This window comes from Nonomuraea basaltis (genome assembly GCF_005893125.1).
GTDB classification, from domain to species: Bacteria; Actinomycetota; Actinomycetes; order Streptosporangiales; family Streptosporangiaceae; genus Nonomuraea; species Nonomuraea basaltis.
On sequence record NZ_VCJS01000301.1, the window covers coordinates 1 to 12,865 of the forward strand.

Sequence of the window (12,865 nt, forward strand, 5' to 3'; positions counted from 1 at the left end):
CTCCCAGGCCCTGGCCTGAGACCCCCGCCACCGATGGGGCGGGGGTCTCAGGCCAGGGCCTGGGAGAGGGTCTCGTAGATGGGGAACAGCGGCGCCAGGTTGGTCCTGCGCAGCCGCCGCAGCACCTGGCCGTCCGGCGGCGCGACCAGCGCCATCGTGCCGTCCCGCTCGCGCAGGTCGGCCAGCTGGCGCACGAGGACGCCGAGCCCCGTCGTGTCGATGAAGGTCAGCGCGGTCAGGTCGACCACCAGCCGGGGGCCGTGGGTCTCCACCGCCTCGCCGAGGCACCGCCGGACCCGGGACGCGTTGTCCACGTCCACCTCACCCGCCAGGCTGACCACCACGAGCTCGCCGTGTCGGCGTCGCGTCATCTCCAGCACATCCACGCCCATGTTCCTCATGACCTCTCCCCGCGGGGGGCACGCCCCCGCGATCCCCCCAAAAGCGAGGAAGAACCCGTTTGCCATCGCGTCGAGCAAGCTCCACGCGCCCCGCCGAAAAGGTACACCTGTCAGCGTCGCGTCACGGTGGGTTTTGCTGAGAATGCGCTACGTGATGGCATGGCGCGGAGTATTTTCTTGGGCGACGCGTGCTAGGGAGGGACACCATCGTGGTGCACGTCGCGGGCTCCGTCCTCGATCCGGATCTGGGGGACCACGTCTGCCTGCCGTTCGAGGGCGAGCGTGAGCGGATGACGGCCACGCAGGTGTTCACCATGAACGGGCTGCGCCGCCGTACCAAGGTGGTGATCGTCACGCACGCGGACAGCCCGGAGCGGACGCGCGGCTGGCTGGCGCCGCTCGTGCCGGGATTCGCCGACGCCGAGTCGGCCGGGCAGGTGGAGATCCTCGCCTGCGCCGACACCCATTTCACCGACGGCTGCCTCGACCCCGATCGGGTGCTCTGCGGACTGGCCGACGCCCGCGACCGGGCGCGCAGGCACGGGCAGCACGGCGTGTACGCCCTGGTCGACGCCTCCTGGGGCGTGCGGGACGCGCCGGGGCAGGCGGCGTTCGAGGCGGCGGCCAACGAGCTGTTCGGCGAGCGCTGGCTGGCGGCGGTGTGCCAGTACGACCGCGGCCTGTTCCCCCGCGAGGCCATCGACCGGGCCACCGCCGTGCACCCGATCGCGCCCGAGCAGGCGCTGCTGCGCTTCGCCAGGATCTCATCACCGCCCGGGCTGCGGGTGTGGGGCGACATCGACCTCACCAACCGGCAGGCGTTCGCGTCGGTGCTCGCGCCGCTGGAGAAGGAGCCGGGCGAGGTCGTGATCGACGCCTCCGCGCTGGACTTCATCGACGCCGGATCGGCGCAACTGCTGACCGTCACCGCCATGGCCAGGCCGGCGGGGTCGACCGTGGTCGTCTGCGGCGACGCCATGGCGCGGGTGCTCCGGCTGATCAGGGCGGACGAGTTCGTCGGCGTTCGCCGGGTGGGCGATGCATAGGCAGGTGCTCTGCGCGAGCTTCGCCCGCGGACGCATCACGTGTCTGCGCAGGGCGGTCGCCGAGCACGCCGCCTACGAGGGGCTGACCGGCCGGCACCTGGAGGACTTCGTGCTGGCGGTCAACGAGATCATCACCAACGCGGTGGTGCACGGTGGCGGGCACGGGCGGCTGCGGCTGTGGTCGCACGACGGGCGCCTGTGGTGCGAGGTCACCGACGAGGGGCCCGGGATGCCGCCGGGGTGGATGAGCGACCTACGGCCGCCCACGGGGTACGCGTTCCGCGGGCGGGGGCTGTGGTTGACGCGCATGCTGTGCGACCACATCACGATCGTGTCCGGGCCCCGGGGGACGACCGTGACGTTCGCGGCCGTCCGGGAGTGATCGTCACGAGTGCGCGGCGGAGATCCATGAGGCGTGCAGGTCGGCGTACACGCCCTGCTGCCTGACCAGTTCGGCGTGCGGGCCGCGCTGCACCAGGCGGCCCGCGTCGAACACCAGGACCTCGTCGGCCTTCTCCGCCGTGGACAGGCGGTGCGCGATCGAGATGGCGGTGCGGCCGCGGGTGACGCCTTCGAGGGCGCGGGCCAGCCGTACCTCCGTGGCCGGGTCCACCGCCGAGGTGGCCTCGTCCAGCAGGAGCAGGTCGGGGTCGGCGAGGTAGGCGCGGGCCAGGGCGACGAGCTGGCGCTCGCCGGCCGACAGCGACTCGCCGCGCTGGCCGACGGGCGTGTCCAGGCCGACCGGCAGGCCCTCGAGCCAGTCGGCCAGGCCCAGCTCGGTGAGCGCGAGCTCGATCTCCTCGCGGGTGGCGGCCGGCTTGCCGTAGCGGATGTTCTCCTCCAGCGTCCCGTCGAACAGGAAGCCGTCCTGCGGCACCATGACGATGCGCTCGCGCAGGGAGGAGAAGCGGATGTCGCGCAGGTCGTGGCCGTCGACCGTGACGCGTCCGGAGCCCGGGTCCATCAGCCTCGTCAGGAGCTTGGCGAACGTGGTCTTGCCCGAGCCGGTCTCCCCCACCACGGCGATGCGGGAGCGGGGCGGGATGTCCAGGGTGACCTCGTGCAGCACGGGCACGCCGCCGGGGTAGGAGAAGTGCACGTCCTCGAAGGCGACCGAGATGGGGCCGCGAGGCAGGTTGACGCCGTCGTCGCCGGGGTCGGCCACGTCGGGTGGGGTGTCGATGACGCCGAGGATGCGGCGCCATCCGGCGACGGCGTTCTGCGCCTCGTTGAGCACCTCCGTGGCGGTCTGCAGCGGTGAGACGAACAGCGTGACCAGGAAGAGGAACGCCACCAGCTGTCCCTGCGTGATGTCGCCCGACAGCCCGAGCCGCACGCCGAGCAGCACGATCCCGGCGATGGCCATGGCGGCCACGATCTCGGTCAGCGGGAACACGAACCCGACGATGGTCTGCGCCTTGACCTGGGCGGACCGGTTGGCGTTCACGGTCTTGTCGATGCGCTCGGCGGTGCGCCGCTCCGAGGCGTAGGCCCGGATGACGGTGGCGCCGACGACGGACTCGCTGATCGCGGCGAGCATGTCGCCGGTACGCTCCCGCACGGTCGTATACGCCCGCGACAGCAGCCGCTGGAAGCGCGGCAGAGCGACCATCAGCGGGATGAAGCAGACCCAGACCAGCAGCGTCAGCTGCCAGGAGTAGACGAACATCAGCACGGTGGCCACGAACAGCTGGCCGAACGCCACGATGATCATCAGCCCGCCCCACTGCATGAACGTGCTGATCTGGTCGATGTCGTTGGTGACGCGCGAGACCAGGGCGCCGCGCCGCTCGGTGTTCTGGGTGAGCACCGACAGGTCGTGCACGTGCCGGAAGCCGCGCACGCGCAGGGTGGCGAGGGACGACTCGGTGGCCTTGTAGAGACGGACGTTCATGAGGTACCCGGCGAGCGCGGTGAGCACCACCGCGGCCGCGCACACCAGGACGGCCAGGGTGATGTACGAAAGGTCCGGCGTGCCGCCCTTGAGGCCTCTGTCGATCGTCTGCTGGACCGCGATCGGCACGATGATCTTGCCGACGGTCGCGACGACGGCCAGGGCGAGCGTGACGGCGAGGCCCTTGCGGAACTCGGGCGTGAGCGAGAGCCCTTGCCGGATGGTGGCCAGCGCCGAGCGGTCGGAGTTGCGCTGAATGCTCTGCGCCGTCATGCGCTGACCTCTTCTCCCTCGTCCAGTTCTGCCACGTCCCGTTCTTCCCCGTCCCGCTCTTCCTGGAGTACGTCGATGGCGGCGCGCTCGGCCTCCTCGCGCTCGTAGGCCGTCACCAGGTTGCGGTAGCCCTTGCAGCGGGCGAGCAGCTCCTCGTGCGTCCCGCGGTCCACGACCCGGCCGTGGTCCAAGTAGACGACCTCGTCGGCGAGCGCGATCGTGGCCATGCGGTAGGCGACGATCACGACGGTCGACGCCTCGGCGGCGTCGCGGAGCCCGTACAGGATCCTGGCCTCGACCTGGGGGTCCACGCTGGAGGTGGCGTCGTCGAGCACGAGCAGGCGCGGCCTGCGCACGACCGCGCGGGCCAGCGCGAGGCGCTGGCGCTGGCCGCCGGACAGGGACGTGCCGCGCTCGCCGACGCGCGTGCCGAGCCCGTCGGAGAGCCTGGCCACGAACCCGTCGGCCTGCGCCAGCCGCAGCGCGGCCCACACGTCCTCGTCGGCGGCGTCTATGCCGAGCGCGACGTTGCCGCGCACGGTGTCGTCGAACAGGAACGTCTGCTGCGGGACCAGCGCCACCGACTCGGCGATGCCGCCGTAGGCCAGCTCCCGCACGTCGACGTCGTCGAGCAGCACCTGGCCGGTGCCGGGGTCGACCAGCCGCGCGAGCAGCTGCACCAGTGTGGACTTGCCCGATCCCGTGGGTCCGACCAGGGCGACGGTGCGGCCGGCGGGCACGTCGAAGGTGACGTCGTGCAGCACCTCGGCCTCGCCGTAGCTGTAGGAGACGCCGCGGATCTCCAGGGCGGCGGGCGCCGAGGAGGTCGTGGCCGGCCCTGGATTCACGCTGCCGTACTCCATGGAGCCGGTGGCCTCCAGCACGGCCTGCACCCGCTCCCAGCCGACGACGCTGCGCGGCAGCTCGGCCAGCACCCAGCCCAGCGCCCTGATCGGGAAGGCCAGCAGCGTGAACAGGTAGGCGACCTGGACCAGGTCGCCGGAGTCGATGGCGCCGGTGGACAGGCGCATCGCGCCGACGGCGAGCACCGCGAGCACGCCGATCGTGGGCAGCGCCTCCAGCATCGGGTCGAACAGCCCGCGCACGCGGCCGACGGCGATGTTGGCGTCGCGCAGCTCGTGGGCGCGGCGCCGGAACCGCTCGGTCTCCAGGTCCTCCCTGCCGAGGGTCTTGACGACGAGGGCGCCGTCGAAGCTCTCGTGCGCGATCTCGCTGACCTCGGCGCGCAGCTGCTGCGCGCGGGTGGCGAGCGGGCTGAGCCTGCGCTGGTAGACCAGGTTGAGCACGGCGATGGCCGGGAAGATCAGGAAACCCACCAGCGCGAGGGTGGGGTCAGTGAACAGCATCGCGATCGCCGCGGTGACCAGCATGACGATCACGCCCACGGCCATCGGCAGCGGCGCGAGCGGCGCCCAGGCGGCCTCGGCGTCGGAGCTGGCGTTCGACAGCAGCTGCCCGGTGGGATGCCGGTGGTGCCACGACAGCGGCAGCCGCAGGTATTGCTTGCTGACGTCCCGGCGCGACCTGGCCTGCATGCGGTACTGCATGACCCCGGCCAGGATGCGCCGCCCCGCCACGCCCAGCGCCTTCAGCAGCGCCGTACCGACGATGAGCAGCGTCCCCGTCCACAGCGCGCCCGCGGCGACCTGATCCTGGGCGAAGGTGGGCAGCACCACGTTCTGCGTGGCCCAGCCGAGCGCCCAGGCGGAGGCGACGGTCATGCCGCCGTAGACCGCACTGGCCAGCACGGCCAGCGCGAAAACCGCCTTCTCGGTGCGAATGGCCACCCCAAGGACGCGCAGTCCTTGACGCATGACGGCCGAGGTGACCTTGCTCGCCACTCGGTAGGCTCCCCTTCAGGTTGAATCGTTTACGTAAGTCACTACATCACGTCTGATCATCACGTTATTCCCCGCGGGGAGCTTGCTCCCCGCGATGGCGGAACGTCTCTTCCGCGCTTTTCGGGGGGGTACGCGGGGGGCATGCCCCCCGCGGGGGAGCTTGCTCCCCGCGATGGCAGAACGTCTCTTCCGCGCTTTTCGGGGGGGTACGCGGGGGGCATGCCCCCCGCGGGTAGGGTTGACCACGTGACTCATGCTCGTGGCGAACGCTCCTCGCTCTGCGACCTGTTCGACCGGCTCGGGCCGGACGCACCGACGCTCTGCACGGGCTGGACCACCTATGACCTGGCCGCCCACCTGGTGCTGCGCGAGCGCAGGCCCGACGCGATGGGCGGGATCGCGATCAAGCCGCTGGCCGGCTACACCGCCTCCGTCCAGAACGGGCTCAAGGCCAGGCACCCCTACCCCGAGCTGGTCGATCTCCTGCGCAAACCCGGCGGCGTGTTCGGCCTGCTGCCCGCGCTCGACGAGGCGGTCAACACGCTGGAGCTGTTCGTGCACCACGAGGACGTGCGCCGCGCCCAGCCGTCGTGGGAGCCGCGCGAGCTGCCCGCCGACCTCGACCGGCTCATCTGGAAGCGGGTGTCGTCCGGCGCCCGGCTGACGCTGCGCAGGTCGCCCGTGGGCGTGGTGCTGCACCGCCTCGGCGGCGGCGTCACGCTCGGCGGCCCCCGGCAGAGCCCCCGCGTGGAGGTGACCGGGTCGGCCTCCGAGCTTCTGATGTTCTGCTTCGGCCGCCAGAAGCACGCCCGCGTGGAGCTCACCGGCGTGCCCTACGACGTCGACCAGCTTCGGGACGCCCCTCTGGGCATGTAGCTCTCAGGTGTGCATCCGCTCGCCGGCTTCTGACCGGCGGTCACCCAGCCCTCGCCGGACGGGTTGCGGCGGCTGGTGGCCCTCCTGCTGCGGCGCGGTTATCGCGGAAATCACGGCGCGGCGGGCGCTCGCGCATAATTTCAAGCCCGTACCATGGCATAGGAAGGAAGCCCCCCGGTTAGGATCATGAACATCTTCACAGAGGATGCCAGTGATCGCCCAGATCCGGGTATATACGGCTGGGAATGGACTGCAGGAGGCCCCCCATGCAGGTCAAGAAGGTGATCACCTACGTGGCTGTCGCGTTCGTGGTCTTCTACCTGTTCACCCGGCCGGCCCAAGCCGCCGACGCCGTGAACGGTGTGATCAACAGTATCTTCCAAGGAGCAGATCAGTTGGCCTTGTTCTTCACACGCATCACGACCTGAGCGACGGTTCTGTCTGCGTCGGGTGCTTCCCCGCGCTGCTTAATCATGTTACGCAGGCAGAATGAGAGATCGCCCGAGCGGCACCAAGAGCAATCAGCTCGATCCGAACGCGCGGCGCATCCTCGAGCGAGCTGAGCTCGAGGGCATCGAGCTGATCCGTTTTCTGTACGCGGACCACGGTGGCGTGATCCGCGGCAAGGCGGCATCACGGTCGCGTTTGGCCGAACGGCTCAACACGGGCATCGGGCACACGGTGGCCATGATGGCGATGAACATGCTCGACCAGCTCCAGGACGTCGAGCACATGGGTCCGGTGGGCGAGGTGCGCATTGTCCCCGACCCCTCCACGTACGTCCCGTTGCCCCACGCCCCGGGCGCGGCCGCGATGCTGTCCGACCTCCGCAACCCGGACGGCTCACCATGGGCGGCGTGCTCGCGAACGTTCCTCAAGGACGCGATCGCGGAGCTCGCCACGGAGGGTTACACGCTGCTCGCGGCGTTCGAGCCGGAGTTCACGCTCGGCCGCCGCCTGCCCGACCCGGCCGGCGGGCCCGACCGGCTGGTGCCGCTCGACGACTCGCTGTGCTACGCCAACGCGGGGTTCGACACGGCACACGACTACATCGTCAAGCTCATCCACGCCCTGGAGACGCAGGGCATGCGCGTCGAGCACTACCACCCCGAGCTGGGCCCCGGCCAGCAGGAGCTGTCGATCCGGCACGCGCCCGCGCTGCGCGCCGCCGACAACCACGCCCTGTTCCGCGAGAGCGTGCGCGGCGTGGCCCTGCGCATGCAGATGTGGGCCACGCTGGCCCCCAAACCGCTGGCCGACCAGGCGGGCAACGGCGCCCATCTGCACCTGTCGCTGTGGAACGACACCCACAACGTCTTCGCCGAGGACGGGGAGGTGCGCGACGGCTTCATCGGCGGCCTGATCGCCCACCTGCCCGCCCTGACCGCGCTGACGTGCGGCAGCGTCAACAGCTTCCGCCGGCTGGCACCCCGCATGTGGGCCAGCGCGTACGCGGTGTACGGGCCCGACAACCGGGAGGCCGCGGTACGCGTGTGCTCACCGCTCGGCGAGACCGGCGAGCCGAACCTGGAGCTGAAGCCGTCGGACTCCTCCGCGAACCCGTACCTGTCGCTGGGCGCCGTCATCCACGCCGGCCTCGACGGGATCCGGCGCAAGCTGGACCCGGGGGCGCCCGTGGACGTGGACCCGGACACGCGGCCCGGGCACTACCCGCGCCTGCCGTCGTCGCTGGACGAGGCGCTGGACGCGCTGGAGGCGGACGAGGTGCTCATGGAGGCACTCGGGCCGCTGCGGCGCAGCGCGTATCTGGCCGTCAAGCGCTCGGAGGCAGACGCGTTCGCCGCGAAGGACGTCTCGTACGAGCTGTTCAACCACATGCGGGTGTTCTGACGCCCGGCCGGCACGTCCACGGCGGACGGCCGGCCACGGGGCGGGGCCGCCAGCGCTTCCACGGCGGCCGGCCGCGGGGCGGGCCGGCCGGTGCGGCTAGCGGACCGGGTAGCCCGCCAACCGGAGCGTGTCCTTGACCTCGGAGATCTTCAGCGTGCCGAAGTGGAACACCGAGGCCGCGAGCACCGCGTCCGCGCCCGCCGCCACGGCCGGCGGGAAGTCCTCCAGCCGCCCCGCCCCGCCGCTGGCGATCACCGGGACGTGGACGGCCGCCCTGACCGCGCGCAGCATCTCCAGGTCGTAGCCGTCGAGCGTGCCGTCGCCGTCCATCGAGTTGAGCAGGATCTCCCCCACGCCCAGTTCCTCACCGCGCGCCGCCCACTCCACCGCGTCGATGCCGGTGCCGCGCCGCCCGCCGTGCGTGGTCACCTCGAAGCCGCTCGCGGTTCCCGGCGCCCGGCGGGCGTCCACGGACAGCACGACGCACTGGGCGCCGAACCGCCGGGACGCCTCGGTGAGCAGCTCCGGCCGGGCGATGGCGGCCGTGTTGAACGACACCTTGTCGGCGCCGGCCCGCAGCAGCCGGTTGACGTCATCGACCGAGCGCACTCCCCCGCCCACGGTGAGCGGGATGAACACCTGCTCGGCGGTCCTGCGTACCACGTCGAGCATGGTCTCGCGCTCACCGGACGACGCGGTGATGTCGAGGAAGGTCAGCTCGTCGGCGCCCTCCTCGTCGTAACGCCTGGCCAGCTCGACGGGGTCGCCCGCGTCGCGCAGGTTCTCGAAGTTGACGCCCTTGACCACGCGTCCGGCGTCCACGTCGAGACAGGGGATGACTCTTACCGCGACGGTCATGCTCTCAGTGCCTCGATTTCGATCTCGACCAGCATTCTCGGGTCGACCAGGCCGGCCACCCTGACTCCAGTGCAGGCGGGGCGCACCTTGCCGAAGACCTCGGCGATGGCCCGGCCGACGAGGTCGAAGTGGCGCTGCTCCACCACGTAGTAGCGGACCATGACGACGTCCTCGCGGGTGAGCCCGCCCATCAGGACGGCCTCGAGCGCGATGTCGATCGCGGTCCGGCCCTGCATGTAGGCGTCGCCGACGTGACGCACCTCTCCGTCGATCGTGGCCGTGCAGCCGGACACGATCACCCGCTCCCCGACGACCACGGCGCGCGCGTAGCCGTATTTCTCTTCCCAGATGCCGCCCGAGAACACCCTCGGCCCGGTGCTCTGCATGCTGACGCTCATCCCGCCCCCTCCCGGCGAAGCTACACGCGTACCGCGGCCAGCGCGTTTTCCAGTGTGAACGCGTGAGCGTACAGGGCCCTTCCCACGATGGCCCCCTCCAGTCCGTCCGGGACGAGAGAAGCGAGTGCGACCAGGTCATCGAGGCTGGAGACGCCGCCGCTGGCCACGACGGGCCGGTCGGTGCGGGCGCAGATCCGCCGATAGAGGTCGAGGTTGGGGCCCTGGAGCATGCCGTCCTTGGTCACGTCGGTGACGACGTAGCGGGGGCAGCCGTCGGCCTCGAGCCGGTCGAGCACCTCCCACAGGTCGCCGGCGTCCTCGGTCCAGCCGCGGGCGGCCAGCGTGGTGCCGCGCACGTCGAGCCCGACCGCGATCTTGTCGCCGTGCTCGGCGATGATCTTCCGGCACCACTCGGCGTTCTCCAGCGCGGCGGTGCCGATGTTGACCCGGCGGCAGCCGGTGGCCAACGCGGCGGCCAGGGAGTCGTCGTCGCGGATGCCGCCGGACAGCTCCACGTTCACGTCGAGCCGGCCGACCACGCCGGCGATCAGCTCCCGGTTGGTGCCTCTGCCGAACGCGGCGTCCAGGTCGACCAGATGGATCCACTCGGCGCCCGCCTCCTGCCAGGCCAGCGCGGCGGCGAGCGGCTCGCCGTAGCCGGTCTCGGTCCCGGCCTGGCCCTGCACCAGGCGTACGGCCTGGCCGCCGACGACGTCCACGGCGGGCAGCAATACGAGCGACATTCAGATCCTCCGGTCGAAGGCGAGGGTCACGACAACGGGCGCGAGCAGCAGGGAGAAGACGAGGACGGCGAAGCTGAGGGGGAACGATCCCCAGATCAGCCAGACGAGGGCCTGGACGAGCAGGAAGCCGGCGCCCACCGCGGCGTTCTGGGCGCGGTGGCGGCGGGCCAGCAGGCCGCCCTGGCAGGCGATCCGCACTGGGCGCGGGACGAGCCGGGCCAGAAGGGCGCGGCGGCGCGTCCGGCGCGCCTGCCGCTCCTCGTTGGCCCGGATCGCGCGCGCCCGCTCGGCCTCGCGCTCGGCCCGCCGGCGCGCCCGCTCCTTACTCAAGAGTCCGCAGCCAGTTCGAGAGGAGCGCGGCGCCGGCGTCGCCGGACTTCTCGGGGTGGAACTGGGTGGCCATGAGCGGGCCGTTCTCCACGGCGGCCACGAACGGCACGCCGTGCTCGGCCCACGTGACGACCGGCTCGGCGAACCCCTCGCCGGCGCGCAGCTCCCACTCGCGCACCCCGTACGAGTGCACGAAGTAGAAGCGCGTGGTGGCGTCGAGCCCGGCGAACAGGACGCTCCCTGCGGGCGCCTTGACCGTGTTCCAGCCCATGTGGGGCAGCACCGGCGCGTCGAGCCGCTCGACGGTGCCCGGCCACTCGCCGCAGCCCTCGGTCTCCACGCCGTGCTCGACACCCCTGGCGAACAGGATCTGCATGCCGACGCAGATGCCCAGCACCGGGCGGCCGCCGGCCAGGCGCCGGCCGATGATCTGCTCGCCGCGGACGGCCTTGAGCCCGGCCATGCACGCCTCGAACGCGCCCACGCCCGGCACGACCAGCCCGTCGCTCTCGAGCGCGGCGTCGAAGTCGGACGTCACGGTCACGTCGGCGCCGGCCCTGGACAGGGCCCGCTCCGCGGAGCGCAGGTTGCCCGACCCGTAGTCGAGCACCACAACGCGTTTCATTGGTCGCTCACCACCACAGCACCCCCGCCGTGATCGCCATCGCCGCGCCGACCGCGCAGATGACAGCACCGATCTTGACTCCCTGCCTGGCCAGGGAGAACACGCCGCCGATCAGGAACAGCCCGATGAACACCATCACGCCGGCCAGGAGATTCTCCGTCATAGGACGCCCTTGGTGCTCGGCACCCCGGTGGCTCGCGGGTCGAGCTCGGACGCCTCCCGCAGCGCCCTGGCCAGGGCCTTGAACTGGGCCTCCACGATGTGGTGGGCGTTGCGCCCGTACGGGACGTGCACGTGCAGGCAGATCGCGGCCTGGGCGACGAGCGACTCCAGGATGTGCCGCGTCATCGTCGTGTCGTAGTCGGGGCCGATCATCGGCGCCATGCCCTCGGGCTCGGTGTGCACCAGGTAGGGGCGGCCCGACAGGTCGACGGTGACCTGGGCGAGCGACTCGTCGAGCGGGCACGACGCGCTGCCGAACCGCCTGATGCCCGACTTGTCGCCCAGCGCCTCGCGGAACGCCGCGCCCAGCGCGAGCGCGGTGTCCTCGATCGTGTGGTGCGCGTCGATGTGCAGGTCGCCCTCGGTCTTGACGGTCAGGTCGAACAGCCCGTGCTTGCCGAGCTGGGCCAGCATGTGGTCGAAGAAGCCGACCCCGGTCGCGACCTCGACCCGGCCGGTGCCGTCGAGGCCGACCTCCACCAGGACCGAGGTCTCCTTCGTAACGCGCTCGACGCGACCTACGCGACTCACAGGACTCCTTCCAGGGCGGCGCGGAAGGCCGCCATCTCCTCGCCGGTGCCGATTGACACACGCAGCCATTCTGGCGGTCCCACCTCGCGGATGAGCACGCCGCGCGCCAGCAGCCCCTCCCACACCTTGCGTCGGTCGGGGAAGCGCCCGAACAGCACGAAGTTGGCGTCGGAGTCGGCGACCGCGAGACCCTTGGACCGCAGCCACGTCACCGTGTCGTCGCGCTCACGCCGTAGCGCGTCAACCGTGCCGAGCAGCTCCGCGCGGTGCCGCAGCGCCACGCGCGCCGCCGTCTGGGTGAGCGTGGACAGATGGTACGGCAGCCGCACCAGCAGCAGCGCCTGCACCACGGCCGGGTGCGCGGCCAGGTAGCCCAGCCGCGTGCCGGCCATGGCGAACGCCTTGGACATCGTCCTGGTGACGATCAGCCTCGGGTGCCCGGGCAGCAGCGTGAGCGCCGACGGCGTGCCCGCGCGGGCGAACTCGGCGTAGGCCTCGTCGACCACGACCATGCCCGGCGTGGCGGCCAGGATCGCCTCGATCGTCGCGAGCGGCTGGGCGGTGCCGGTCGGGTTGTTGGGCGAGGCCAGGAACACGATGTCGGGCCGGTGCTCCTCGATCGCCGCGACGGCCTTGCCCGGGTCGAGCGAGAAGTCCTCCTCGCGGCTGGCCTTGATCCACTCGGTGTTGGTGCCGCTGGTGATGATCGGGTGCATCGAGTAGGACGGCTCGAACCCGATGGCGGTGCGGCCGTGGCCGCCGAACGCCTGCAGGATCTGCTGGAGCACCTCGTTGGAGCCGTTGGCCGCCCACACCTGGTCGCTCCGCAGGCCGTGCCCGAGATAGTCCGCCAGGTCGGCGCGCAGGGCGGTGGCGTCCCTGTCGGGGTAGCGGTTGAGCTCGCCCGCGTGCGCCCGGACCGCCTCGGCCAGGTCGGCGACCAGGCCCGGGGAGG

General features: G+C 71.5%; 16 protein-coding genes. 5 read left to right on the forward strand and 11 right to left on the reverse strand.

Annotated elements, in window-relative coordinates:
• Positions 1–47: 47 nt before the first annotated feature.
• On the reverse strand, positions 48–401 hold the full coding sequence (locus tag EJK15_RS61910) for an STAS domain-containing protein (RefSeq protein WP_171075276.1): 354 nt from the start codon (positions 399–401) through the stop codon (positions 48–50).
• Positions 402–610: 209 nt separating this feature from the next.
• Between EJK15_RS61910 and EJK15_RS61915 the strand changes: the two genes are divergently transcribed.
• A complete protein-coding gene (locus tag EJK15_RS61915; RefSeq protein WP_138719681.1) occupies positions 611–1,447 on the forward strand; it encodes an MEDS domain-containing protein in 837 nt (278 codons plus the stop codon).
• Entirely contained in the window at positions 1,440–1,829 is a 390-nt protein-coding gene (locus EJK15_RS61920; RefSeq protein WP_138719682.1) for an ATP-binding protein, read from the forward strand. The genes EJK15_RS61915 and EJK15_RS61920 overlap by 8 nt, the downstream gene beginning before the upstream one ends.
• A 3-nt stretch (positions 1,830–1,832) precedes the next feature.
• On the opposite strand, the gene EJK15_RS61925 is transcribed toward EJK15_RS61920, so the two are convergent.
• Both EJK15_RS61925 and EJK15_RS61930 read right to left on the reverse strand, forming a co-directional pair.
• Entirely contained in the window at positions 1,833–3,614 is a 1,782-nt protein-coding gene (locus tag EJK15_RS61925; protein ID WP_138719683.1) for an ABC transporter ATP-binding protein, read from the reverse strand.
• The gene (locus EJK15_RS61930) at positions 3,611–5,449 is read right to left on the reverse strand and encodes an ABC transporter ATP-binding protein (protein WP_138719693.1); all 1,839 of its coding nucleotides are present in this window, start codon (positions 5,447–5,449) and stop codon (positions 3,611–3,613) included. The genes EJK15_RS61925 and EJK15_RS61930 overlap by 4 nt, the downstream gene beginning before the upstream one ends.
• A 273-nt stretch (positions 5,450–5,722) precedes the next feature.
• Between EJK15_RS61930 and EJK15_RS61935 the strand changes: the two genes are divergently transcribed.
• The 3 genes from EJK15_RS61935 to EJK15_RS61940 all read left to right on the forward strand — a co-directional run bounded on the left by EJK15_RS61935 (position 5,723) and on the right by EJK15_RS61940 (position 8,203).
• On the forward strand, positions 5,723–6,352 hold the full coding sequence (locus EJK15_RS61935) for a TIGR03085 family metal-binding protein (RefSeq protein WP_206062005.1): 630 nt from the start codon (positions 5,723–5,725) through the stop codon (positions 6,350–6,352).
• Positions 6,353–6,618: 266 nt separating this feature from the next.
• Positions 6,619–6,780 carry a cytochrome c family protein gene (locus EJK15_RS72115; RefSeq protein WP_171075277.1) on the forward strand — a complete coding sequence of 54 codons (162 nt, stop codon included), beginning with the start codon at positions 6,619–6,621 and terminating at the stop codon, positions 6,778–6,780.
• 61 nt (positions 6,781–6,841) lie between these two features.
• On the forward strand, positions 6,842–8,203 hold the full coding sequence (locus tag EJK15_RS61940) for a glutamine synthetase family protein (protein ID WP_138719685.1): 1,362 nt from the start codon (positions 6,842–6,844) through the stop codon (positions 8,201–8,203).
• A 96-nt stretch (positions 8,204–8,299) separates the two neighbouring features.
• On the opposite strand, the gene hisF is transcribed toward EJK15_RS61940, so the two are convergent.
• The 8 genes from hisF to EJK15_RS61975 form a co-directional block, all read right to left on the reverse strand.
• Positions 8,300–9,061, reverse strand: a complete 762-nt coding sequence (gene hisF / locus EJK15_RS61945; protein WP_138719686.1) for an imidazole glycerol phosphate synthase subunit HisF — start codon at positions 9,059–9,061, stop codon at positions 8,300–8,302.
• Complete coding sequence (locus EJK15_RS61950; RefSeq protein ID WP_138719687.1) at positions 9,058–9,459, reverse strand: Rid family hydrolase; 402 nt, start codon at positions 9,457–9,459, stop codon at positions 9,058–9,060. The genes hisF and EJK15_RS61950 overlap by 4 nt, the downstream gene beginning before the upstream one ends.
• Positions 9,460–9,479: 20 nt before the next feature.
• The gene (gene priA / locus EJK15_RS61955; RefSeq protein WP_138719688.1) at positions 9,480–10,202 is read right to left on the reverse strand and encodes a bifunctional 1-(5-phosphoribosyl)-5-((5-phosphoribosylamino)methylideneamino)imidazole-4-carboxamide isomerase/phosphoribosylanthranilate isomerase PriA; all 723 of its coding nucleotides are present in this window, start codon (positions 10,200–10,202) and stop codon (positions 9,480–9,482) included.
• On the reverse strand, positions 10,203–10,532 hold the full coding sequence (locus EJK15_RS61960; RefSeq protein ID WP_138719689.1) for a hypothetical protein: 330 nt from the start codon (positions 10,530–10,532) through the stop codon (positions 10,203–10,205).
• On the reverse strand, positions 10,525–11,157 hold the full coding sequence (gene hisH, locus EJK15_RS61965) for an imidazole glycerol phosphate synthase subunit HisH (RefSeq protein WP_138719690.1): 633 nt from the start codon (positions 11,155–11,157) through the stop codon (positions 10,525–10,527). Before hisH ends, EJK15_RS61960 begins: the two co-directional genes overlap by 8 nt.
• A 7-nt stretch (positions 11,158–11,164) precedes the next feature.
• Positions 11,165–11,320, reverse strand: coding sequence for a hypothetical protein (locus EJK15_RS72120; protein WP_171075278.1), 156 nt, complete (start codon positions 11,318–11,320; stop codon positions 11,165–11,167).
• Complete coding sequence (gene hisB / locus EJK15_RS61970) at positions 11,317–11,910, reverse strand: imidazoleglycerol-phosphate dehydratase HisB (protein ID WP_138719691.1); 594 nt, start codon at positions 11,908–11,910, stop codon at positions 11,317–11,319. The genes EJK15_RS72120 and hisB overlap by 4 nt, the downstream gene beginning before the upstream one ends.
• Positions 11,907–12,865: histidinol-phosphate transaminase (locus EJK15_RS61975; protein ID WP_138719692.1), on the reverse strand; the 959-nt coding region annotated here is incomplete at its 5' end. The genes hisB and EJK15_RS61975, both read right to left, overlap by 4 nt.